Source organism: Rhizobium sp. F40D2, from assembly GCF_051810745.2.
In the GTDB taxonomy this organism is placed as follows: domain Bacteria; phylum Pseudomonadota; class Alphaproteobacteria; order Rhizobiales; family Rhizobiaceae; genus Rhizobium.
In genome coordinates, this window is the sequence record NZ_CM131436.1 from 568,375 (window position 1) to 589,173 (window position 20,799).

Sequence of the window (20,799 nt, forward strand, 5' to 3'; positions counted from 1 at the left end):
ATCCGACCCTGCGGGCCACACGGCTGATGGCATCTGCTATCGAATTCCGCAAATCGACCTCCAGATTCCCTATCTCTGGTTCCACTGGCGAATGACCGGCTCCGTCAGGTCGTGTTCATAACCGAGCACGCTGATAGAAGCGGTATCGAGCACGAAATGGGCGCCGCCTTGCGGCGGCAGGCCGAGCCAGCGGGCGGCGAGCACACGCAGGAAATGCGAGCTGGAGAAAATCAGGATGGTACCCGCCGCCTCGCGAAGCGCGTGAATGATGCTGTCTGCGCGGGCGCCGACATCGGCGGTCGTTTCACCGTCCGGACAGCCGTCGCGAAAAAGCTGCCAGCCGGGGCGCTCAGCCAGGATCGCCTTGGTGGTGACACCCTCATAGGCGCCATAGTCCCACTCGGCGAGATCGTCGCGGATCACCGCGCCCGATCCGAAGCCGGCGAGCGCGCAGGTTTTGCGGGCCCGCGCCGACGGGCTCGACCAGACGGCGGAGAAAGAAAGACCTGATAGCCGATCGGCGAGCTTGCTGGCGGCGGCCTCGCCGGTTCCCGTCAGCGGAATATCGCTGCGGCCGGTATGGCGCCCGGACAGGCTCCACTCGGTTTCGCCGTGCCGTACCAGGTAGATCTCGGGAAACGCACTGCTCATCGGCATGTCCTTTCATCGCGTCCGGCTGCTGCCGCTCAGAAGGTCACCTTTTCCAACGGCGGGCGCCTCGCCTCGAATTCCTTCAGCTTGGCTTCGTTGCGGGCGATGTAATTGCGGTTGTCGGGAACGGTGAACTGGTTCTTGGCGATCTGGATCTGCAGGATGAAGAGCTCGTCCCAGCGGAAACCCATTTCCGAGCCAGCCAGGTAGAATTCCCACATGCGGAAGAACTGCTCGTCGTAAAGGGCCACCGCTTCGGCCTTGCGCGCCACGAAGCGCTCGCGCCAGTGACGCAGCGTATAGGCGTAATGCAACGGCAGGATTTCGACGTCCCTGACCAGGAGCCCGGCCTTCTCGAGCGGCGGCAGGACTTCCCCGACGGAAGGGATATAACCGCCGGGGAAAATATACTTCTCGATGAAGGCATTGGTGCCGAAACTCGGCTTCGGGCGGCCGATCGAATGCAGCACCATGACGCCGTTGTCGTCGAGCAGGTCCGACACCTTGCGGAAGAAATTGGGGTAATTGCCGATCCCGACATGCTCGAACATGCCGACCGAAACGATGCGGTCGAATTTCCTGCCCGTCAGGGTGCGGTAATCCTGCAGCTCAAAACGCACGCGGTCGGCAAGGCCACGCTTTTCAGCACGGGTGCGGGAAACCTTGAGCTGCTCTTCGCTGAGCGTAATGCCGGTGAATTCGGCGCCTTCGGTCGCCTCCGTCAGGTACATGCCCATGCCGCCCCAGCCTGAGCCGATCTCCAGGATGCGCTGGTTCGGCTGGAGCAGAAGCTTGGCGGCAATATGGCGTTTCTTGGCGAGCTGCGCCTCGTCGAGCCCGATACCCGGCGGTTCGAAATAGGCGCAGGAATATTGCCAGTCCTCATCAAGGAAGAGATCGAAGAGCTTGGCCGACAGGTCGTAGTGATGGGCGACATTATGCTTGTTGCGATTGACCGGCACGCGGCTCTTCAGCTGCTGCCAGGCGATGCGCCCGACGAGCAGCGCCGCCATCTTGAAATCGAAGATCTCGTTGGTGGTGTTCTGCTTCACCATCGACAGGAAATCGTAGATATTGCCCTGTTCGAGAATGAACCGGCCCTGCATGTACATCTCGCCGAGCTTCATCGTCGGGTCGCGCCGGATGGCGTCCTCGGCCTCCTGATCGGCGAGGCGGGCAGCAACCATGTCTCCGGTGCCGTCGCCGATCATGTAGGTGTCGCCATTGGCAAGCGTAAGTTTCAACGAACCCTTGCGGATGATTTGCTGGACGATCGAAAGGAAGGCCGACGCCATGGACGCCTCGCAAATGTGACAGGATGGTCACATCAACTTAATAATTCTCCCTCGCCTTACAAGCGCCGGATTTAGCACCCCATTCAGAACATTGGCAAACTGTTGCATTTTTGCCGAAATACCGGCTAAATCCTTATTTTCGCTTCATCGCTTCAGCCAGCACGGCGCCAAAAGCACCCTGGCTCTCCGGCTTGGCAGCGGCAGGCCGGCGCTCGTTCTGCGGTCGCGAGCCCTGACTTCCGCGAGAATCACCACGCGGCGGCGGCGCTGCGGAACCGTCGTCGCGCTTCATCGAAAGAGCGATGCGCTTGCGCTTGGCATCGACCTCGACGACCCGCACTTTGACGACATCACCCGCCCTGACGACCTCGTGGGGATCCTTGACGAAGCGATCGGCAAGCTGGGACACATGCACCAGACCATCCTGGTGCACACCAATATCGACGAAGGCGCCGAAGGCGGCGACATTGGTGACCGTGCCCTCCAGCACCATGCCGGGCTTCAGGTCGGAGATTTCGTTGACGCCCTCGGCGAAGGTGGCGGTCTTGAAGCTCGGACGCGGGTCGCGACCGGGCTTTTCCAGTTCCGAGATGATGTCCCTGACGGTCGGCAGGCCGAATTTCTCGTCGATGAACTGGCGCGGATCGACCGATTTCAGCATGGCGCTGTCGCCCATCAATGCGCGCAGATCACGGCCGCAGGCGGCAACGATCTTTTTGGCGACGCCATAGGCCTCCGGGTGGACGGAGGAGGCGTCGAGCGGCTCCTTGCCGTTGGGGATGCGCAGGAAACCGGCGCATTGCTCGAAGGTGCGGCCGCCGAGGCGGGCAACCTTCAACAGATCGCGGCGCGTCTCGAAACGGCCCTCGCTGTCGCGGTGGCGGACGATGGCGTCGGCGATCGAGGGCCCGAGGCCGGAGACGCGGGACAGCAGCGGCGCCGAGGCAGTATTGAGATCGACGCCGACGGCATTCACCGCGTCTTCGACCACGGCATCGAGCGAACGCGACAGCTTCTGCTGGTCGACATCGTGCTGATACTGGCCGACGCCGATCGACTTCGGTTCGATCTTGACCAGTTCGGCCAGAGGATCCTGCAGACGCCGGGCAATGGAGACGGCGCCGCGCAACGACACGTCGAGATCGGGAAACTCCGCCGCTGCGGTCGCCGAGGCGGAATAGACCGAAGCGCCGGCTTCGGAGACGATCACCTTGGTCGGCTTCGGCGCCGGCAACTCGGCCAGCATGTCGGCCACCAGCTTTTCGGTTTCGCGGCTGCCGGTGCCGTTGCCGATCGAGATCAGCTCGACATTGTGCTTGCGGATCAGCGATGCGAGTTCGACCTGGGCGCCGCGCACGTCGTTCCTCGGCTGAAAGGGATAGACGGTCGAGGTCGCAACCACCTTGCCGGTGCCGTCGACGATGGCGACCTTGACGCCGGTGCGGATGCCGGGATCGAGGCCCATGGTGGCGCGCGAGCCGGCGGGGGCTGCCAGCAGCAGATCCTTCAGATTGCGGGCGAAGACATGGATCGCCTCCTCTTCGGCCCTCTCGCGCAGCTCCCGCATCAGGTCGAGCGACAGCGACATGGAAAGCTTGACGCGCCAGGTCCAGCTGGCGACCTCCATCAGCCAGCGGTCGCCGGGCCGGCTCGCGCCGATCTCATAGGCCGCGGCGATCATCCGCTCGACCGGTTTGTTCGGCGAGGCGGTCTCGGCGTCGGCCTCGATCGTCAGCGTCAGCACCTCCTCGTTCCAGCCGCGCAGCATGGCGAGCGCGCGATGGCCGGGGGCGGTCGCCCAGCGTTCGGAATGGTCGAAATAATCGGAAAATTTTTCGCCCGCCGCCTGCTTGCCGTCGACGACCTTGGCCTTCAGGAGTGACGCCTGGCGCATATGGGCGCGCAATCTGCCGAGCAGATCGGCATTTTCGGCAATGGCTTCGGCGATGATGTCGCGCGCGCCTTCGATCGCGGTCTTCACATCGGGCACGTCAGCCGTGACGAAGCCCTCGGCGAGCGCCGCCGGCTCCCGGCCGCGATCGGCAAGGATCGCCTCGGCAAGCGGGCCGAGCCCGCGTTCGCGGGCGATTTCGGCGCGGGTGCGCCGCTTCGGCTTATAAGGCAGGTAGAGGTCTTCGAGTTCGGCCTTGGTTTCGGCGCCGGCCACCTTCCCCATCAGTTCGTCGGTCATCTTGCCTTGGCCGGTGATCGATTCGACGATCGCGGCCCGCCGGGCTTCGAGTTCGCGCAGATAGACCAGCCGCTCGGCAAGATTGCGCAGCTGCGTATCGTCTAGCCCGCCCGTCACTTCCTTGCGGTAGCGTGCGATGAAGGGCACGGTGGCGCCCTCGTCGAGCAGCTCGATGGCGGCTTTGGCCTGCTCGGGACGGGCGTTGATTTCGGCCGAGATGCGGGCTGCGAGAAAACGGAGGTCAGCGGCCATAGGGTTCCTAGCGATTTCCTGTTTCGACGAAAGTTGCGGGACCATAGCGGCGAAAAGCGGCAAGGCAATGTTGGAGTTTGTCACCAGCCGCCGATCCACAGGAAAGCAGGCCGGAAAGGCGGCGATTTTGCGGTTGTGCAGATACGCCATTTTTTGCTAGCAGAAGCAACGTTTTGACCCGGCGCCTCTGCCACCTCCCCCTGTCGCGGGGGCCAAGGAAATTCGACATGCCAAACCTTCTTCTCGAACTCCGCTCCGAAGAGATTCCGGCCCGCATGCAGCGCAAGGCTGCCGGCGACCTGAAGAAGCTCGTCACCGATGCGCTTGTCGAAGCGGGTCTTTCCTACGAGGGCGCCCGCGAATACTGGACGCCGCGGCGGCTGGCGCTCGACATTCACGGCTTGACAGCGCGCTCGGCCGACGTGCGCGAGGAGCGCAAGGGCCCGCGCACCGACGCCAACGAGAAGGCGATCGAAGGCTTTTTGCGCGGCGCCGGCCTTTCGTCGGTCTCCGAGGCGCAGGTGGTCAGCGATCCGAAGAAGGGCGATTTCTACGTCGCGGTCATTTCCAAGCCCGGCCGCGGGACAGAAGAGATCGTCGCCGAGGTGATGCCCGGCATCATCCGCGATTTTCCCTGGCCGAAGTCTATGCGCTGGGGCAAGGCGTCCTCCAGGCCCGGGGCGATGCGCTGGGTGCGGCCGCTGCAGTCGATCGTCTGCACCTTCGGCCCGGAGCATGAAGAGACCGTCGTCATCCCCTTCGAGATCGACGGCATCACCGCATCCAACATCACCTACGGCCATCGTTTCCACGCGCCCGAGGCGATCACCGTCCGGCGTTTCGACGATTATGCGGCAAGCCTGGAAAAGGCGAAGGTCATCCTCGACGCCGAGCGGCGCAAGGACATCATCCTGCACGACGCCCGCGACATCGCCTTCGCCAATGGGCTGGAGCTGGTGGAGGACGAGGGCCTGCTGGAGGAAGTTTCCGGCCTCGTGGAATGGCCGCAGGTGCTGATGGGTTCTTTCGAGGAGGATTATCTCTCGATCCCCTCCGAGATCATCCGGCTGACCATCAAGACCAACCAGAAGTGCTTCGTCACCCGCAAGCAGGGCGAGGAAACGCTGTCGAACAAGTTCATTCTGGTATCCAATATCCAGGCGCATGACGGCGGCAAGGAGATCGTCCACGGCAACGGCAAGGTGGTGCGGGCCCGGCTTTCGGATGCGCTGCATTTCTGGAAGCGCGACCAGGGCGACCTGCCGGATCTGGAGACGCTGACGGCGTCGGCCGCAAAATTCGCTCTCGACCTCGAGAAGCCGCTCGACCAGCGCATGGCCAAGCTCGATGCGCTTGACGTGACCTTCCATGCCAAGCTCGGCACGCAGGGCGCACGCGTCGCCCGCATCCGCGCGCTGGCGGAGGAACTGGCAAAGATCACCGGCGCGGATGCGGCCCTCACCGATCGCGCCGCCGTGCTTGCCAAGGCCGATCTTCGCACCGAAGCGGTCGGCGAATTCCCGGAACTGCAGGGCCTGATGGGCCGCAAGTATGCGGGACTGCAGGGCGAAAATGCCTCGGTCGCCGCCGCGATCGAAGACCATTACAAGCCGCAAGGCCCATCCGATCGCGTTCCCGCCGACAAGGTCGCGATCACCGTCGCGCTCGCCGACAAGCTGGACACGCTGATCGGCTTCTGGGCGATCGGCGAAAAGCCGACGGGTTCGAAGGACCCCTTTGCGCTGCGGCGGGCCGCCCTCGGCGTCGTCAGGATCCTGCTGGAGCGTAATGTCAGGCTGCCATTGCTGAAGATCATGAGCCGGACTTCGCTGCTCGCCAAGACAGGCGGCGACGCATTGTTTTCATTCGCAGGCGATCCGGCCGAGACTTTCTTCGACCTCCTCTCCTTCTTCCACGACCGCCTCAAGGTCTATCTGCGCGACCAGGGCGCTCGCCACGATCTGATCGACGCCGTGCTGACGGCCGATGCCGACGACCTGTTGATGGTGGCGCGCCGCGTCGAAGCGCTGACGGCCTTCATCACCTCCGAGGATGGCAAGAACCTGCTTGCCGGCACCAAGCGCGCCACACAGCTGCTCGCCGCCGAGGAGAAGAAGGGCACCGTGATCGCCGATGCCGTTTCACCGGCGCTGCTGAAACTCGATGCCGAGAAGGAGCTGTTCGCGGCGATTTCAGGCGCATCGAAAGAAGCGGCCGATGCCGTCGCCAGCGAAGATTTCCGCTCGGCGATGGCAGCCCTTTCCAAGCTGCGCGGCCCGGTCGACCGCTTCTTCGAAGACGTGCTCGTCAACGACGAGGACGCCGCCATCCGCGCCAACCGCCTGGCTCTGCTGCGGCTGATCCGCGAAGCGACGGGGACGGTGGCGGATTTCTCGAAGATTTCGGGGTGAGAGCGGCTTCGGCTGGGTGCTTTGACGCGAACTCAGCGCTTGCGGCCATGGGTCCTCGGGTCAAGCCCTGGGTCAAGCCGGAGGACGACGGAGGGTGGGAGCTTCGGTGGCAAATAGCGAAGGGCGCTGATTTTATTTGCCGCCTTTTTACGCAATCCCCAGGCAAAACCGCTCCCGCATTTTGCTGAAATTCCTACGGAGGTCTCGCCTCCTGCCCATCGTGTGCCCCACTCTCCGTCATACTCGGGCTTGACCCGAGTATCCATGACGCAAGCACCTCGCTCGAATTTGTTACGCCGCGGTCGCCTTGGCAGTCCGAACACCAAAGTACGTCCCAAACAGCACGGCCGCCGGAAACCGGCGGCCGCACAGGCTCTGGTGATGGAACTCGCCGCACCGTTTAGGCGGCGCGGCGCCCCTGATGCAGGGCCGGCGCAGCAACGCTGACGCGGAAGCCGCGGATGAGGTTGAGCAGCTCGTCGGTATCACTGGCGAGCGTTTCGGCCGAGGCCGTGGTTTCCTCGGCCATGGCGGCGTTCTGCTGGGTGGCGGCGTCGAGCTGGTTCATCGACGATGAGATCGAGCGCAGCGTCGTGTCCTGCTCAGAGGCACTGTGGGCGATCTTGGCGACGATCTCGTTGGCGGCCTTGATCTGATCGGAGATGCGCTTCAGCGCCTCGCCGGCCTCGCCGACCAGGCGGACGCCGTGGTCGACCTGGCTGGAGGAGCGGGCGATCTGGTCCTTGATCTCCTTGGCTGCGGCGGCGGAGCGCTGGGCGAGTTCGCGCACTTCCTGGGCGACGACCGCAAAGCCCTTGCCGGAATCACCGGCGCGGGCCGCCTCGACGCCGGCATTCAGCGCCAAGAGGTTAGTCTGGAAGGCGATCTCGTCGATGACGCCGATGATCTTGGTGATCTCCGACGATGACTTCTCGATGCCGCTCATCGCCTCGATCGCCTGGCCGACGATCGCATCGCTGTGGGTGGCTTCGGTGCTGACGGAGTGGACGCGCTTGCTCGCCTCATGGGCGCCATCGGCCGTCTGGCGGACGGCGACGGTGAGTTCGTCAAGGGCTGCCGAGGCTTCCTCGAGGCTCGCCGCCTGGCGCTCGGTGCGCTGCGACAGCTCGTTGGAGGCGCGGCGGATTTCTTCCTTGCTGGTGCCGATATCGGTGCCCTTGGCGCTGACCTTGGCCATGGCGGCTTCGAGATGCGACAGCGCATCGTTGAAGTTGTCGCGCAGGGCGGCATATTTCTGGCCGAGATCGGCGCAGCGCACGGTGAGATCGCCGCGGGCAATCAGCTCCAGCGCCTGGCCGATCGTCGCCACTACACGGGCCTGGAGCGCCGTCTCGTCCTGCTGCTGCCGCTGATTGTTTTCGCGCTCGCTTTCCAGCACCAGCTGCTGGGCCGCCTCGCGATCCGACATTGCATGGCGTTCCCGGATCTTTTCCTGCAGCGCCAGCGTCGCCGTCGCCATCATGCCGACCTCGTTGTTCATGGCCGTATGCGGGATGGCGATAGAAACGTCTTCTTCAGCCACGGCCTTCAAAGCGGCGTGGACATTGTTGAGAGGACCGGAGATGCCGCGAATGACGAAGTAGGCGGCGGCCATGGCAAGGAAGAACAGAACGATGCTGCCGGACAGGGCGGTCAGGATCGTGCCGTTTATCTGGGCGTCGAGATCGTCCATATAGACGCCGCTGACGACGACGACCTTCCAGGGATCGAAGGCCTGGCCATAGGCCGTTTTGCGATAGTCGCCGACCGGCTGGCCCGGTTTGCTGGTGGAATAATATTCGACGAGACCACCGCCCTGCTGTCCGAGCTTGACCAACTCTTCGCGGTAGAGCTTGCCCTTGCTGTCCGCCTGCCCCTTCAGGTTCTGCCCGACTTTCGAGGCGTCGTAGTGGAACATCATCTTGATGTCGTAGCTATAGCCGAAGAAATAGCCGTCCGGATCGTATTTCATTCCATTGACGGTGGCATAGGCCTGCTTCTGGGCGTCCTCGAGCGTCATTTCGCCCGCGGTGACCTTGGCCTGGTAAAGTTTGAGAACTGAGACCGCCGACTGAACCTCGGCGCGGAGCATGTCATAACGCTCCTTGTAGATCGCATCGACCGAGGAGCGGATTTGCAGGGACGTGGCGACCGCAAAGGCGATCATCAGGCCGACGACCAGCAATATGAGCTGCTTCGATATTTTCAGATTTTTCATGACGCCTCGCAACGGGAACGGTGAGTGCATTCCGGTGCGGCTTCCTACCGCCTGTGCGAGCGCGCCAAAGCGGCGACGCATCTACCGCTGCTGAAACAACATGCTGCGACCGGCGAGGAACAATTGAGGCTCACCCGATAAGAAAGCTTTAATTTTATTACAAATGACGCGAATTTCCCTAAAATTCCAGGGGTCTCGCGCGCGAAGCAAACCCGCCGGATTTTTACCAATAGCTGGGCCTTATTGTTTGAAGTTATTCAGATGTTTCCGCAATCTGCTCTCGGCATCAGGCACGAAAGAGAATGCACCCTCGCTTCTCTTCGAGGGTGCATTCGGTCCACCTGAGGTGGAACCCCAAGCGATCGAAACCTTGATCGGGCAGGGGCAGGGAACTTTTTCTTGCGTTTGCTGAAATTGCTTCAGAAGCGCAGCTTGAATTGGGAAACGTTCAAGGCTGCCGGTTGTTCCGCCATGCCGGCCACAACAGGCTTGGCATCTCCGCCGATGACGGCTGCGGTCGTCGCGCTCATGTCGATGCCATCCGCGGATGGGGCTGAAGGCGCGGCGGCGATCATTGCTTCCGGGGTCGCCTTGCTGACGAAAACGACGGGCGAGCCGCCCATCCAGCCTTCGGTGCGATAGATCTTCTTTTCGCCGCCGACATCGCGGACTTCGCTCGCCTGGAGGACACCGGGCTTCAGCTCCGGCACAGTATAGTCCTTCTTGATGAGTTCGGCCTGGAGCGGCGGGCAAGCGGCACAGCTTTCGGTGACGATGCTGCCTTCAGCCGGCGGCGCGGTCTTGCCGACCACCTCGATCGAGGAAGCCATCGCCGAACCTGCCATCAGCAGGATTGCCGCACCGAGGAAAATCTGACGCATCAACGCACCTCCGTCTCACTATGAGAGCGGTATAGCGCAGCTTTGTTTCCATCCCGTCAGGGGAAAGGGTAAAAATTTAAAGAACGCGGCGGTTTATACTGTGTCCGCGCCTGTTTCGCGCTCGATCGCCCGCCAGCCGATGTCGCGCCGGCAGAAGCCGTTTTCCCACCTGACCCGGTCGAGAAGCGCGTAGGCGCGGTCCTTGGCTTCAGCGACCGTGCCGCCTGACGCCGTCACGTTCAGTACACGGCCGCCGGTCGCAACCAGCGCGCCGTCCTTCAGACCCGTACCGGCATGAAACACCTTCTCGCCCTCGCCTGCCTCCGGCAGGGAGAGGATCGGCGTGTTTTTCTCGTAGGCGGCGGGATAGCCCTTCGAGGCCATGACCACCGTCAGGGCCGGATCGTCGCTCCATTCGGCACGCACCTGATCGAGCGTGCCGTTGGCGGTGGCGAGCAGCAGCGGCAGCAGATCGCTCTTCAGCCGCATCATCATCACCTGGCATTCGGGATCGCCGAAGCGGACATTGTATTCGATCAGCTCCGGCCCCTTGCTGGTGATCATCAGCCCGGCGAAAAACACCCCGGAGAACGGATGGCCGCTCTCGGCCATGCCGCGGATCGTCGGTTCGATGATCTCCTTCATGGTGCGCTCGACCATCTCGGCGGTCATGACAGGCGCCGGCGAATAGGCACCCATGCCGCCGGTGTTGACGCCGGTATCGCCCTCGCCCACCCGCTTGTGATCCTGGGCGGTTGCGAGCGGCAGCGCATTCCTTCCGTCGCAGAGGCAGAAGAAGCTCGCCTCCTCGCCGTCGAGATAGGCTTCGACGACGACTTCGGCGCCGGCAGCGCCAAAGGCGCCTTCGAAACAGTCGTCGACGGCGGCCAAGGCTTCATCCAGCGTCATCGCCACCGTCACGCCCTTGCCGGCGGCAAGACCGTCGGCCTTGACGACGATCGGCGCGCCCTGATCGCGAATATAGGCTTTGGCCTTCGGCGCATTGTTGAAGCGCTGATAGGCGCCTGTGGGAATGCCGTAGCGGGCGCAGATATCCTTGGTGAAGCCCTTGGAGCCCTCGAGCTGGGCGGCGGCTGCCGAGGGTCCGAAGACCGTCAGGCCATCAGCGCGCAACCGGTCGGCAAGGCCGGCCACCAGCGGCGCCTCGGGGCCGACGACGACGAAATCGATCGCCTTGTCCTTACAGAAGGCGGCGACCGCTTCATGATCCTCGATGTTGATGGGCACGAGCACGGCGTGTTCGCCAATGCCGGGATTGCCGGGCGCGGCGTAGAATTCCGTCATCAACGGCGATTGCGCCAGCTTCCAGGCGAGCGCATGCTCGCGTCCGCCCGATCCGATCAACAGAACCTTCATGCGCCACCCTTTCCTTTTGCCTCTGGCGGTTAAGGGCCAAGGGGCGAAAGGTCAAGCGGGAAAGCTTACCAGCCCCCGCCTCCCCCGCCTCCGCCACCGCCGCCGGACGAACCGCCGCCGGAAAAGCCGGAGGACGAACTCGACGGCGGCGGCGAGGGTATGGTCGAGGCGATGGTCGAGGCCATCGATGAGGAAAAGCCGCCGACACGGTCGGCGAAACTGCCGCTATTGAAATTGCCGGAATACCAGGTGGGCGCATAGGCGGCGGCCGCACCGGCCGCGGCGGCTGCAAGCCAGGTCTCGAAGGTGCGCGACCAGGGCTTCTCAACACCGAGCGCCACGGCGTAGGGCAGCAGGGTCTCGAAATGCTGCGGCGACATTTCGGGCGCGCCTGCCGTGTTCATCCGGTCTTTTTCGGCCAGGGTCAGATATTGGCGCAGGCCGTCTATGCCGTCCATCATCCGGGCGCCAAGCGGGGTCGGCGCGCCCATGATGAAGAAATAGAGGATGTTAAGCAGCACGATGCCGCCGACGGCAAAGAGCATCGGCGTTTCGTGCAGTTCCACCAGCGAGGAAGCAAGCGCCAGGATGACGACGGCAAGAATGCTGATGCCGACGAAAACGCTGATCGCCGTGGCGATGATGGCGATGACCTTGCCAAACAGCGAGTTGCCGCGATGCATCGACTTCATAAAACCGGCGACGGAGACGGCAACGAAAACCGAGATGGCGGTCGGGACCAGCATCAGCGCGATCGTGTCCGGCTGCAGCGAGCCGAAGACGAACAGCGCCACAAGGGCAGCGGCGCTGAGCGCGATGCCGCCTGCGGTATAAGCCAGGTTGGAATTGTAATATTTGCCGCGATGCTCTTTCTCGATCGCCGAACGGAAGCTCTGGCCGACGGATTTGACCCGCTCGCCATTGGCCTTGTCGATCGTCAGCATCGCGCCGGCGCCGCCGGCGACCCTCAGCAATTCGGCCTCGCCGGCCTGGAATTTCTCTCGGCCGAGCGGTTTGCCGGTGCCGCGGATGACGATCGAATTCTTCAGGTCTTCGAGCTTGACGTAACCGCGCACCGCAAGATTGAGCGCGGTTGAAGCAAGCGCCGTCCAGCCCCCACCGGAAAAGCCTTTATTGTCGATGTAGTTGACCAGCGCCGGCGAGATGCCGTCAGGCGCGTCCCAGCGCGGCACGACGACGCCGCGGGCGGGATCGCGGCCGACCTTCAGCCAAGATCTGAGATAATAAGCGAAGACCAGTATCAAGCCGCCGAAGCCGATGAAATAATTGCGGTTGTCCTTGAGCCACCATGTGCTTTCCATGTCCGCGCTCGGCGGATCGATGGAACCCTTCGGCATGCGGACTGCGAAAGTCAGCCCTTCGTTGGCATCGAGCGGCGCAGTGGTGGCAAAGACAAGGCCGGCCCCGGTCTCGCTGACGCGGGCGTTCTTTCCCGTTGCGCCTTGAGGGCCGGTAAAGAAGATCGTCTGCGTCGCGCTAACACCCGGTGGCAGCGTCACCGTTGCCGCGGCCGAGCGGATCGGGAAGATCCAGCCATTGCCGGTGACATTCCAGTAGAGTTCGTCATGATCGTCGAAATAGCGGATCTGGCGGTTGGTCTTGTAAGTGAAGACGTAGCGGTGACGGCCCGGCGTCACTGTTACGTCGGCGGAACCGGCATAGATGCGGATGCCGCCCGCAATCGATTCCGTGTGCCAAGGCTCTTCTTCGCCATCGCGGGTGACCGACACCATATCGAAATCGACGCTGCGGCGACGGCCTTCGGCGTCGGTGAAATAGAGCGGGAAGTCACGGAAGATACCGTGATTGATCCGGTTGCCCTCGGCATTGACGGTGATCGTTTCCGTCACCGTCATCGCGCCGCTCTTTTCCAGCTGGATGGCGGAGGCAAAATTGTCGATGACCTCGGCGGCGAAGGCCGCCGGGGCGGCAAGCATCAAGAGCAGAGCAAAACAAAATCCGAAAACCCGACGCCCCATCCCTGTCTCCCCGCCGGCAGCCTCGGCTGCGTCTCCTCAATCCTTGTCCTGATATGTCACCCCGAGCGCGGCGAGCGTCCGCCAATAGGCGGGGAAGGTCTTGCCGACGCAATCGGGATCGAGAATGGTGATGCCGTCGATCTTCAGGCCGGCGAGCGCGAAGCTCATGGCGATGCGATGATCGGCGAAGCTGTCGATCTCGGCCGGCAAATGTTGGCCGACGAGATCAGGATCGGAATGGACGATCAAATCGTCACCCTCCTCGACGGCCAAGCCTTCGCGGATGTTGTTGAGCCCGGTGGAAAGCGCGCGGATGCGATCACATTCCTTGACGCGCAGGTTGGCGATTCCGACGAAGCGAACCGGCGTTTCGTTGAAGGCGGCGAGCACGGCGATGGTCGGAATGGCGTCCTGCATCTGCGAGCCGTCGATTTCACCTGGCAGGTGCGGGAATTGGGCGATCGTCTCATAGGCCTTGGCATCCGGCTGAGTGAAGGCGTCGTTCGGCACACCAAGGTCGATCTTGCCGCCGGTCAGTACTTCGGCCGCCCAGAGGTAGGTCGCGGCAGACGCATCCGGCTCGATGACGAAGTCGGCTGCGGTGTAGCCGGTCGGCTTGACACGCCAGGTCGCGGCATCGAGCTGTTTCACCTCGGCGCCGAAGGCCTCCATGGCGGCAAGGGTGAGATCGACATAACCGCGGGCGCCGATATCGGCGCCGGCAAGCGCAACGGTCACAGGCGCATTGGCGCCCTGCTTGGCAAGCGGAGCAGCCATCAGAAGGGCCGAAACATACTGGCTCGACAGACCGGCATCGATCTCGACGCGGCCCGAAGCAAAGTGCCCATTGCCGTGCACGGTCACTGGCGGGCAGCCGGTCGGCGCCTCAGCATCCAATCCAAGTGACTTGAGTGCTGCGACCAGCGGGCCGATCGGCCGTTTGCGCATGTGCTCGTCGCCATCCACGACAACCGTGCCTTCGACCGAGGCCACCGCAGCCGTCAGAAAGCGCGTCGCCGTGCCGGCATTGCCGAGAAAGAGCGGTGCTTTCGGCGGAAGAAGCTTACCGCTGCCTGTCACCACGAAAGTCGTGTCATCGGGCTCGTCGATCTGCACACCCATCGCCCTGAGAGCATCGGCCATATACCGCGTATCGTCGCTCTTCAGCGCGCCCGTCAGCCGGCTCGTGCCCTTGGCAAGGCCGGCGAGCAGCAGCACGCGATTAGTGATCGACTTCGAACCCGGCGGCATGGCGCGGCCCGAAAGCGGCTTGCCCGGCGGGATGATCGTGAGTCTGGCTGTGCGTGTCATGCTGTTTATTCCGTCCATGGGCGAGCCGATCGGCCGCAGTCTGCCCCTGCTCTTAATCGCTTTTTCGCAAAGGCAAAATGCCGGATCGTCAGAATTTGACGCTGGGGACGGCGCGATCGGCCTCGTTGGTGATTTCAAAGTATTCCCGCTTGGCAAAACCGAACTGACCGGCGACGAGATTGGAGGGAAAGCTTTCGACCTTGACGTTCAGGTCGCGCGCCGCACCATTGTAATAGCGCCGCGCCATCTGCAGCTCGCCTTCCATGGTTTCGAGCGAGGCCTGCAGCTCGGCAAAATTCTGGTTGGCCTTGAGATCGGGATAGGCTTCGGCGAGCGCGATGACCCGGCCCAGCGCCTGCCCGAGCAGCCCTTCCGCCTGCGCCCTGCCGGCAACATCGCCTGATGGCACCGCCTGCGCCTTGTTGCGGAGCGCAACCACCTCTTCGAGCGTCGACTTTTCATGGGCCGCATAGCCCTTGACCGTCTCGATCAGGTTCGGGATCAGATCGGCACGGCGCTTGAGCTGCACATCGATGCCCGACCAGGCTTCTTCAGCCATCTGCCGGGAGCGAACAAGGCCGTTGTAGATGAAGACGACATAGAGTGCGACCAAAACGATGGCGCCAAGCGCAATATACATCGCGATTCCCCTGCAGCGAAGTAAAGTTGGTGCAAATTACGCAGGATTCCCGGCTGTCGTCAAACACCGATATACGCGAGAATTCGGGCCGCCGTCTGCTCCGGCGAAAGGTCCGTTGTATCAATTTCGACTGTGTGTTCACCTAATCCGCGCAGCAGTTTATAGTTTGCCCGAAGCTGTTGCAGCCTCGCCGTATCCGTCAGCTTGAGCGCCTCGGATCGGCCGGGAGAGATAAGGCGCCTGGCATTTTCCTCCGGCGCGCAATCGAGGAGAACTGCGACCAGATCCGCAGCTCTGGCGACGGCCAGATCGAGATACCAGGAGAACATCGCACTATCTTGCTCGTCATCCGAAAAAGCATCGGTAAAGACGAAGCTTTCAGCCGGATCGGCGCGCACGGCGTGGTCGAAAACCGCCCGCCGGACCTGCCCACGCAGTGATGCATGCAGAGGGTTGCTGCGGGCGAAAAGAGCTTCGGCTGGATTGAGGAGCATGTGATTGTCAATGAGCCGGGCGCCGAGCCGTTTCGCCAGCAAACGGCCGACGGTCAGCTTCCCGGTGCCTGGCCAGCCGTTGATATGGACGATACGGCTGGCAGGCTTTTGTGTCATGCCGCCTCTTTGCCCAGATTGACGCCGCCGGCGTCGGTCAGCAGGAAGGCTTCGCCGCAGGCCTTGGCCAGTGTGCGCACGCGCAGGATATAGCTCTGGCGCTCGGTGACCGAGATAACGCCGCGGGCGTCGAGCAGGTTGAAGACGTGGCTGGCCTTGATGCACTGGTCATAGGCCGGGAAGACGCATTTGTGCAGGCGCTGGTTGGCGTTGTCGGCGGGCGCGCCGGCATCGAGCAGCGCCCGGCATTCCTTTTCGGCATCGACGAAGTGGCGATGCAGCATCTCGGTATTGGCGAATTCGAAATTGTGGCGCGAATATTCCTGCTCGGCCTGCAGGAAGACGTCGCCATAGCTGATCTTCTCGTCGCCCTCGCGGCCGTTGAAATTCAGGTCGTAGACATTGTCGACGCCCTGGACATACATGGCGAGGCGTTCGAGGCCATAGGTCAGCTCGCCGGCGACGGGCGCGCATTCGATGCCGCAGACCTGCTGGAAATAGGTGAACTGCGAGACTTCCATGCCGTCGCACCAGCATTCCCAGCCGAGGCCCCAGGCGCCGAGCGTCGGGCTTTCCCAGTCGTCCTCGACGAAACGGATGTCGTGCAGCAGCGGATCGAGGCCGATCGCCGCCAGCGAGCCGAGATAGAGCTCCTGCAGATTGGGCGGGTTCGGCTTCAAGATCACCTGGTACTGGTAATAATGCTGCAGGCGGTTCGGGTTCTCGCCGTAGCGGCCGTCGGACGGACGACGCGACGGCTGAACATATGCAGCCTTCCACGGCTTGGGGCCGAGCGCACGCAGCGTCGTGGCCGGGTGAAAGGTGCCGGCGCCGACTTCCATGTCGTAAGGCTGCAGCACCGCGCAACCCTTGTCCGCCCAGTAGCTATGCAGGGTCAGGATCAGCGCCTGGAAGGAGCGCTTCGGGTTCATATGGTCTGGGATAGCTGACATGACACGGCACCGATTGCGTGGGGATTATCGGCGCGACAGGTGCCATGGAGGGCGTCAGGGGTCAAGGGTTTTGCGGGGGGCATGTCGAGAGACGCTACCCTGTCGCCTGCCCCTCACCCTAGCCCTCTCCGCGCGCGCGGGGAGAGGGGACGTGCCCCGAGAGAGGTCGGTGGGGATGGAGAGCTCGCGGCTTGTCCCCTTCGCCCCGCATGCGGGGAGAAGGTGCCGGCAGGCGGATGAGGGGCAGCTAGCGACGCCCTATTCCTCATCCCGCTTCAGCCGGTATTCGCCGGTGACAGGATCCTTGATCAGGGTGCCGATTGCGCCGGTCTGGCGTTCCCTTTCGGCGCGGCGTGATTTTTCCGCGAGCTTGCGAGCGTCGGAGACGAAGCGGCGGTAGAGCCACCAGGCTGAGAACACCAGGACCAGGATGGTGATAAGCTGCGCCATTTCCCTCTCTTGCTCCCCTCAAAGCCCGAAGCGGCTCCACAATGCTCTTTCTTCCGCCGCTTCGACAAGCCCTGTCGCGAGACCGGATGCAGCACTTTCGAGCGAGACCGGCGACACGCCGGGAACACGGCGGCCAAACAGGCCGCGGCCGGCGGCGACGAGCTCCAGCTTGGTCTTCTGGCCGTAGCGCCGCTTCAATTCCTGGCGCATGTCGCCGAGGCCGTCGACGAGGCCGAGTTCGAGGCCGCGGGTGCCGCTCCAGAACAGGCCTGAGAAGACTGTCGCATCGTCCCTCAGCTTGCCGGCGCGGCGTTCGCGCACCATCGAGATGAAGACCTGGTGGATTTCGAGCTGCAGGCTCTTCAGATATTCGATGTCCTTTTCCTTTTCCGGCTGGAACGGATCGAGGATCACCTTGTTTTCGCCGGCCGTATAGACACGGCGCTCGACGCCGATCTTCTTCAGGAGCTCGGGAAAGCCGAAACCGCCGGAGACGACGCCGATCGAGCCGACGATCGAGGTGGCGTCAGCAATGATCTCGTCGCCGGCGAGCGCGATCATATAACCGCCGGAGGCGGCGACATCCTCGACGAAAACCAGGACCTTCTTCTGCTTCTCGCGGGCGAGTTCGCGAATGCGGGTGAAGATCAGGCGGGACTGGACGGGCGAGCCGCCCGGCGAATTGATTGTTATCGCAACCGCCGGCGCGTCCTTCATGGCGAAGGCTTTTTCCAGAACAGGAGCGACGTTGGCGAGATTGAGCGCCGGCCGAAACGGGCCGCCGCCGCTGACGATCGGCCCCTGCAATCTGACGACGGGGATGGTGAGGCCGTCCTTGCGGAACCGTTTCGGCAGCAGCTTTCTCCAAAATCCGGCCATCTCTAATCCTTCGCTTTCGGGTCGCACGATCACGTCAATGACGATCGGCAACCATGTATGCGCTGGAACGACAAACGCAATGGCCGCGTTCTCGAAAACATCGGGCCTGAAAACACCGGATTGATTTTCTTGTTGCGAATGACTTGCATTATCATTCTAATTCGTCATAGTGCCACTCACGACTAATAGGTGGAAATCGCATGGACGTCCTGAATCCGAATGCAAACCGCGGCTGGCGGCACGAACGCGGCGAGGCGTCGCTGTCGGATGTCTACCGCACCGTCGGAACCGGGCGTCACAGCTCAAGGTGGCGGCGGGCGGCGGCTTTTGCCGGACCCGGCTACATGGTCGCCGTCGGTTACATGGATCCCGGCAACTGGGCGACTTCGCTCGCCGGCGGCTCGAAATTCGGCTATGCGTTGCTGACCGTCGCGCTGCTTTCCAACCTGATGGCGATCGTGCTGCAATCGCTCTGCGCGCGTCTGGCGATCGCCTCCGGTCGCGACCTGGCGCAGGCCTGCCGCGACGCCTTCCCCAGATATGTTTCGGTGCCGCTCTGGGCCTTTGCCGAGGTCGCCATCATCGCCACCGATATCGCCGAGGTGATCGGCACGGCGATCGGCCTCAACTTGCTGATGGGCATCCCGCTTGAACTCGGCGTGCTGATCACCGCGCTCGACGTCTTCGTCATTCTCTTCCTGCAGAAGCTCGGTTTCCGCTGGGTGGAAGCCTTCATCATCGCCCTGCTCGGCGTCATCGCGATCTGCTTCGGCGTGCAGATCCTGCTTGCCGACCCGCAATGGGGCGCCGTCGTCACCGGCTTCTTCCCGACCACGGAGATCGTCACCAATCCGGAAATGCTCTATCTGGCGCTCGGCATTCTCGGCGCGACCGTCATGCCGCACAATCTCTACCTTCACTCCGGCATCGTCCAGACGCGGGCCTATGGCCACACCGTTCCCGAAAAGAAGGAGGCGCTGACCTTTGCGACGATCGACTCGACGGTGGCGCTGTGTTTCGCGCTGCTGATCAACGCCTCGATCCTGATCCTGGCCGCCGCCGCCTTCAATGCGCATGGGAAGACTGATGTCGTCGAACTCGGCGACGCCTATTCGCTGCTGTCGCCGCTGCTGGGGCTCGCCATCGCGCCGACGCTGTTCGGCATCGCGCTGCTCTGCTGCGGTCTCAACTCGACGGTGACCGCAACGCTTGCCGGCCAGATCGTCATGGAAGGTTTCCTGAAGATCCGGCTGAAGCCTTGGATACGGCGGCTGATCACCCGCGCCATCGCCATCGTGCCGGCGGCGATCGTCACCATCTGGTATGGCGATAAGGGCACGGCCGAGCTGCTGATCCTCACCCAGGTGGTGCTCAGCCTGCAGCTTTCCTTCGCCGTCTTCCCGCTTGTGATGTTCACCGCCAGCAAGGCCAAAATGGGCGAGCTTGTGGCGCCGCGCTGGCTGAGCGGCATTGCCTATCTGATCGCGGTCGTGATTGCCGGCTTGAACGTCAAGCTGCTCTTCGACTTCGTCACCGGCTAAAGCGCGTCGCGATCTTTCAGATTCGCTGCTCGCGCTTTAGCTCTTTGCTTTTGCGCATGTCGTTGCCGCAAAACCGCTGCACACTTTTGCGCGACATGCTTTAAAGCCTGGCATAGGCCGCCCGGCCATTGTTGAAATCATCGACGAGAGGGGAGAACTTGTGGCTCCCCTCTTCGTGCATGATCAAGGGCGCGCGCAACGACAGCCGCGCCCGCGAGCCCTTGATCGCCGTCACCAGGATACGGACGGCGTTTTCGCCGGCGCGCGGGTGGATGGCGGTGATTTCGATGCCGCCAAATCGCCGGCCGCAGGCGGCAACGATCTCGGCGATCGATTGGGGTCTCGCGATCAGCGACAATTGCCCGCCCGGGATCATGATGGCGCCAGCCGTGCGGAGCCAGCTTTCGAATAGACCGTCGGTCATTGCATGGGCTTCGGCCTTCAGCGCGTCCGGCGTGCGCCGGTCGCCCACATGGTTGAAGGGCGGGTTCATGATGACGTGGTGGAAACTCTCATCGATGAGGCCGGCATCGTTGCGCGCCTTGGCGGTCAGCGTCACGTCGGCTTCGACGACGCCGACGCGGGCCGCGAGACGGGCGTTTTCGGGCAGGAGGATGCTGCGGCGGGCGTAATCGACCATTTCTGCCGAGCGCTCGAACAGCACCACCTCCGCCTTGGCAAGCCGCGAGGCGACGGCGAGGCCGGCGGCACCGGCGCCGGCGCCGAGATCTGCGACCCGGACCGGACGGTCGTCGGCGACAAGAGCGGCGAGCAGCATCGCATCCATGCCGGAGCGGTGGCCCCTGCCGCTTGGCTGCACCAGATGAAAGGCGCCACGATGGAAGGCATCGATGGTTTGGGCAGGCTCGCCGGTCATCCCTCCCTCACGTCCTGTCGCGCAATTCGTCGCCGAGGCCGGCGTCGATCAGGATGCGGCGGGCCTGATCGGCCATCTCCTCATCCACCAGCAGGCGGCGCGGCAGCATGCCGAGCGAACCTTCCAGCACGCTCATGCCCTGATCGGCGATAAAGCAGTGAATTCCGGCATCCTTCATCAAGCTCTCGGCAAAGGAGAGCAGAACGGCGTCGTTGGCGCGGATAAGTTCATGCATTTGCCGTCGTTTTCCTTCCAATTTCG

General features: G+C 63.0%; 17 protein-coding genes. 2 read left to right on the top strand and 15 right to left on the bottom strand.

Annotated features, from left to right (window positions below):
* Positions 1-69: 69 nt before the first annotated feature.
* From ACS4RS_RS02850 to ACS4RS_RS02860, 3 genes are all read right to left on the bottom strand, one after another.
* Complete coding sequence (locus tag ACS4RS_RS02850; protein WP_439008807.1) at positions 70-651, bottom strand: histidine phosphatase family protein; 582 nt, start codon at positions 649-651, stop codon at positions 70-72.
* A gap of 35 nt (positions 652-686) precedes the next feature.
* Positions 687-1,946 carry a class I SAM-dependent methyltransferase gene (locus ACS4RS_RS02855; RefSeq protein ID WP_439008806.1) on the bottom strand — a complete coding sequence of 420 codons (1,260 nt, stop codon included), beginning with the start codon at positions 1,944-1,946 and terminating at the stop codon, positions 687-689.
* A 133-nt stretch (positions 1,947-2,079) separates the two neighbouring features.
* Complete coding sequence (locus ACS4RS_RS02860) at positions 2,080-4,389, bottom strand: Tex-like N-terminal domain-containing protein (protein ID WP_439008805.1); 2,310 nt, start codon at positions 4,387-4,389, stop codon at positions 2,080-2,082.
* 227 nt (positions 4,390-4,616) lie between these two features.
* Between ACS4RS_RS02860 and glyS the strand changes: the two genes are divergently transcribed.
* Positions 4,617-6,800 (top strand): glycine--tRNA ligase subunit beta, encoded by a 2,184-nt coding sequence (gene glyS / locus ACS4RS_RS02865; RefSeq protein WP_439008804.1) that lies wholly within the window; start codon positions 4,617-4,619, stop codon positions 6,798-6,800.
* A gap of 400 nt (positions 6,801-7,200) precedes the next feature.
* On the opposite strand, the gene ACS4RS_RS02870 is transcribed toward glyS, so the two are convergent.
* From ACS4RS_RS02870 to ACS4RS_RS02915, 10 genes are all read right to left on the bottom strand, one after another.
* Positions 7,201-9,018 (bottom strand): methyl-accepting chemotaxis protein, encoded by a 1,818-nt coding sequence (locus ACS4RS_RS02870; protein ID WP_439008803.1) that lies wholly within the window; start codon positions 9,016-9,018, stop codon positions 7,201-7,203.
* Between the two features lie 419 nt (positions 9,019-9,437).
* Positions 9,438-9,899, bottom strand: coding sequence for a plant virulence effector HPE1-like domain-containing protein (locus ACS4RS_RS02875; RefSeq protein ID WP_439008802.1), 462 nt, complete (start codon positions 9,897-9,899; stop codon positions 9,438-9,440).
* 93 nt (positions 9,900-9,992) lie between these two features.
* On the bottom strand, positions 9,993-11,276 hold the full coding sequence (gene purD, locus ACS4RS_RS02880; RefSeq protein WP_439008801.1) for a phosphoribosylamine--glycine ligase: 1,284 nt from the start codon (positions 11,274-11,276) through the stop codon (positions 9,993-9,995).
* A gap of 65 nt (positions 11,277-11,341) precedes the next feature.
* A complete protein-coding gene (locus ACS4RS_RS02885; protein WP_439008800.1) occupies positions 11,342-13,276 on the bottom strand; it encodes a DUF2207 family protein in 1,935 nt (644 codons plus the stop codon).
* 36 nt (positions 13,277-13,312) lie between these two features.
* Entirely contained in the window at positions 13,313-14,587 is a 1,275-nt protein-coding gene (gene aroA / locus ACS4RS_RS02890; protein ID WP_439008799.1) for a 3-phosphoshikimate 1-carboxyvinyltransferase, read from the bottom strand.
* Positions 14,588-14,675: 88 nt separating this feature from the next.
* The gene (locus ACS4RS_RS02895) at positions 14,676-15,227 is read right to left on the bottom strand and encodes a LemA family protein (RefSeq protein ID WP_439008798.1); all 552 of its coding nucleotides are present in this window, start codon (positions 15,225-15,227) and stop codon (positions 14,676-14,678) included.
* 59 nt (positions 15,228-15,286) lie between these two features.
* Entirely contained in the window at positions 15,287-15,838 is a 552-nt protein-coding gene (locus ACS4RS_RS02900; RefSeq protein WP_439008797.1) for an AAA family ATPase, read from the bottom strand.
* Positions 15,835-16,791 carry a glycine--tRNA ligase subunit alpha gene (locus ACS4RS_RS02905; protein ID WP_184378863.1) on the bottom strand — a complete coding sequence of 319 codons (957 nt, stop codon included), beginning with the start codon at positions 16,789-16,791 and terminating at the stop codon, positions 15,835-15,837. The genes ACS4RS_RS02900 and ACS4RS_RS02905 overlap by 4 nt, the downstream gene beginning before the upstream one ends.
* A 258-nt stretch (positions 16,792-17,049) precedes the next feature.
* The gene (locus ACS4RS_RS02910; RefSeq protein WP_439008796.1) at positions 17,050-17,241 is read right to left on the bottom strand and encodes a hypothetical protein; all 192 of its coding nucleotides are present in this window, start codon (positions 17,239-17,241) and stop codon (positions 17,050-17,052) included.
* 18 nt (positions 17,242-17,259) lie between these two features.
* Complete coding sequence (locus ACS4RS_RS02915) at positions 17,260-18,120, bottom strand: S49 family peptidase (RefSeq protein WP_439008795.1); 861 nt, start codon at positions 18,118-18,120, stop codon at positions 17,260-17,262.
* Between the two features lie 200 nt (positions 18,121-18,320).
* Between ACS4RS_RS02915 and ACS4RS_RS02920 the strand changes: the two genes are divergently transcribed.
* Positions 18,321-19,661 (top strand): Nramp family divalent metal transporter, encoded by a 1,341-nt coding sequence (locus ACS4RS_RS02920; protein ID WP_439008794.1) that lies wholly within the window; start codon positions 18,321-18,323, stop codon positions 19,659-19,661.
* A 100-nt stretch (positions 19,662-19,761) separates the two neighbouring features.
* Here the strand turns inward: ACS4RS_RS02920 and ACS4RS_RS02925 are convergent, their stop codons facing one another.
* Both ACS4RS_RS02925 and ACS4RS_RS02930 read right to left on the bottom strand, forming a co-directional pair.
* On the bottom strand, positions 19,762-20,538 hold the full coding sequence (locus tag ACS4RS_RS02925; RefSeq protein WP_439008793.1) for a methyltransferase: 777 nt from the start codon (positions 20,536-20,538) through the stop codon (positions 19,762-19,764).
* Positions 20,539-20,545: 7 nt separating this feature from the next.
* Complete coding sequence (locus tag ACS4RS_RS02930) at positions 20,546-20,773, bottom strand: putative signal transducing protein (protein WP_012556751.1); 228 nt, start codon at positions 20,771-20,773, stop codon at positions 20,546-20,548.
* Positions 20,774-20,799 lie beyond the last annotated feature (26 nt).

Bases quoted from the DNA above. Each gene is read 5' to 3' on its own strand.
- ACS4RS_RS02850 (WP_439008807.1), bottom strand. From the start codon at position 651: ATGAGCAGTGCGTTTCCCGAGATCTACCTGGTACGGCACGGCGAAACC.
- ACS4RS_RS02855 (WP_439008806.1), bottom strand. From the start codon at position 1,946: ATGGCGTCGGCCTTCCTTTCGATCGTCCAGCAAATCATCCGCAAGGGT.
- ACS4RS_RS02860 (WP_439008805.1), bottom strand. From the start codon at position 4,389: ATGGCCGCTGACCTCCGTTTTCTCGCAGCCCGCATCTCGGCCGAAATC.
- glyS (WP_439008804.1), top strand. From the start codon at position 4,617: ATGCCAAACCTTCTTCTCGAACTCCGCTCCGAAGAGATTCCGGCCCGC.
- ACS4RS_RS02870 (WP_439008803.1), bottom strand. From the start codon at position 9,018: ATGAAAAATCTGAAAATATCGAAGCAGCTCATATTGCTGGTCGTCGGC.
- ACS4RS_RS02875 (WP_439008802.1), bottom strand. From the start codon at position 9,899: ATGCGTCAGATTTTCCTCGGTGCGGCAATCCTGCTGATGGCAGGTTCG.
- purD (WP_439008801.1), bottom strand. From the start codon at position 11,276: ATGAAGGTTCTGTTGATCGGATCGGGCGGACGCGAGCATGCGCTCGCC.
- ACS4RS_RS02885 (WP_439008800.1), bottom strand. From the start codon at position 13,276: ATGGGGCGTCGGGTTTTCGGATTTTGTTTTGCTCTGCTCTTGATGCTT.
- aroA (WP_439008799.1), bottom strand. From the start codon at position 14,587: ATGACACGCACAGCCAGACTCACGATCATCCCGCCGGGCAAGCCGCTT.
- ACS4RS_RS02895 (WP_439008798.1), bottom strand. From the start codon at position 15,227: ATGTATATTGCGCTTGGCGCCATCGTTTTGGTCGCACTCTATGTCGTC.
- ACS4RS_RS02900 (WP_439008797.1), bottom strand. From the start codon at position 15,838: ATGACACAAAAGCCTGCCAGCCGTATCGTCCATATCAACGGCTGGCCA.
- ACS4RS_RS02905 (WP_184378863.1), bottom strand. From the start codon at position 16,791: ATGTCAGCTATCCCAGACCATATGAACCCGAAGCGCTCCTTCCAGGCG.
- ACS4RS_RS02910 (WP_439008796.1), bottom strand. From the start codon at position 17,241: ATGGCGCAGCTTATCACCATCCTGGTCCTGGTGTTCTCAGCCTGGTGG.
- ACS4RS_RS02915 (WP_439008795.1), bottom strand. From the start codon at position 18,120: ATGGCCGGATTTTGGAGAAAGCTGCTGCCGAAACGGTTCCGCAAGGAC.
- ACS4RS_RS02920 (WP_439008794.1), top strand. From the start codon at position 18,321: ATGGACGTCCTGAATCCGAATGCAAACCGCGGCTGGCGGCACGAACGC.
- ACS4RS_RS02925 (WP_439008793.1), bottom strand. From the start codon at position 20,538: ATGACCGGCGAGCCTGCCCAAACCATCGATGCCTTCCATCGTGGCGCC.
- ACS4RS_RS02930 (WP_012556751.1), bottom strand. From the start codon at position 20,773: ATGCATGAACTTATCCGCGCCAACGACGCCGTTCTGCTCTCCTTTGCC.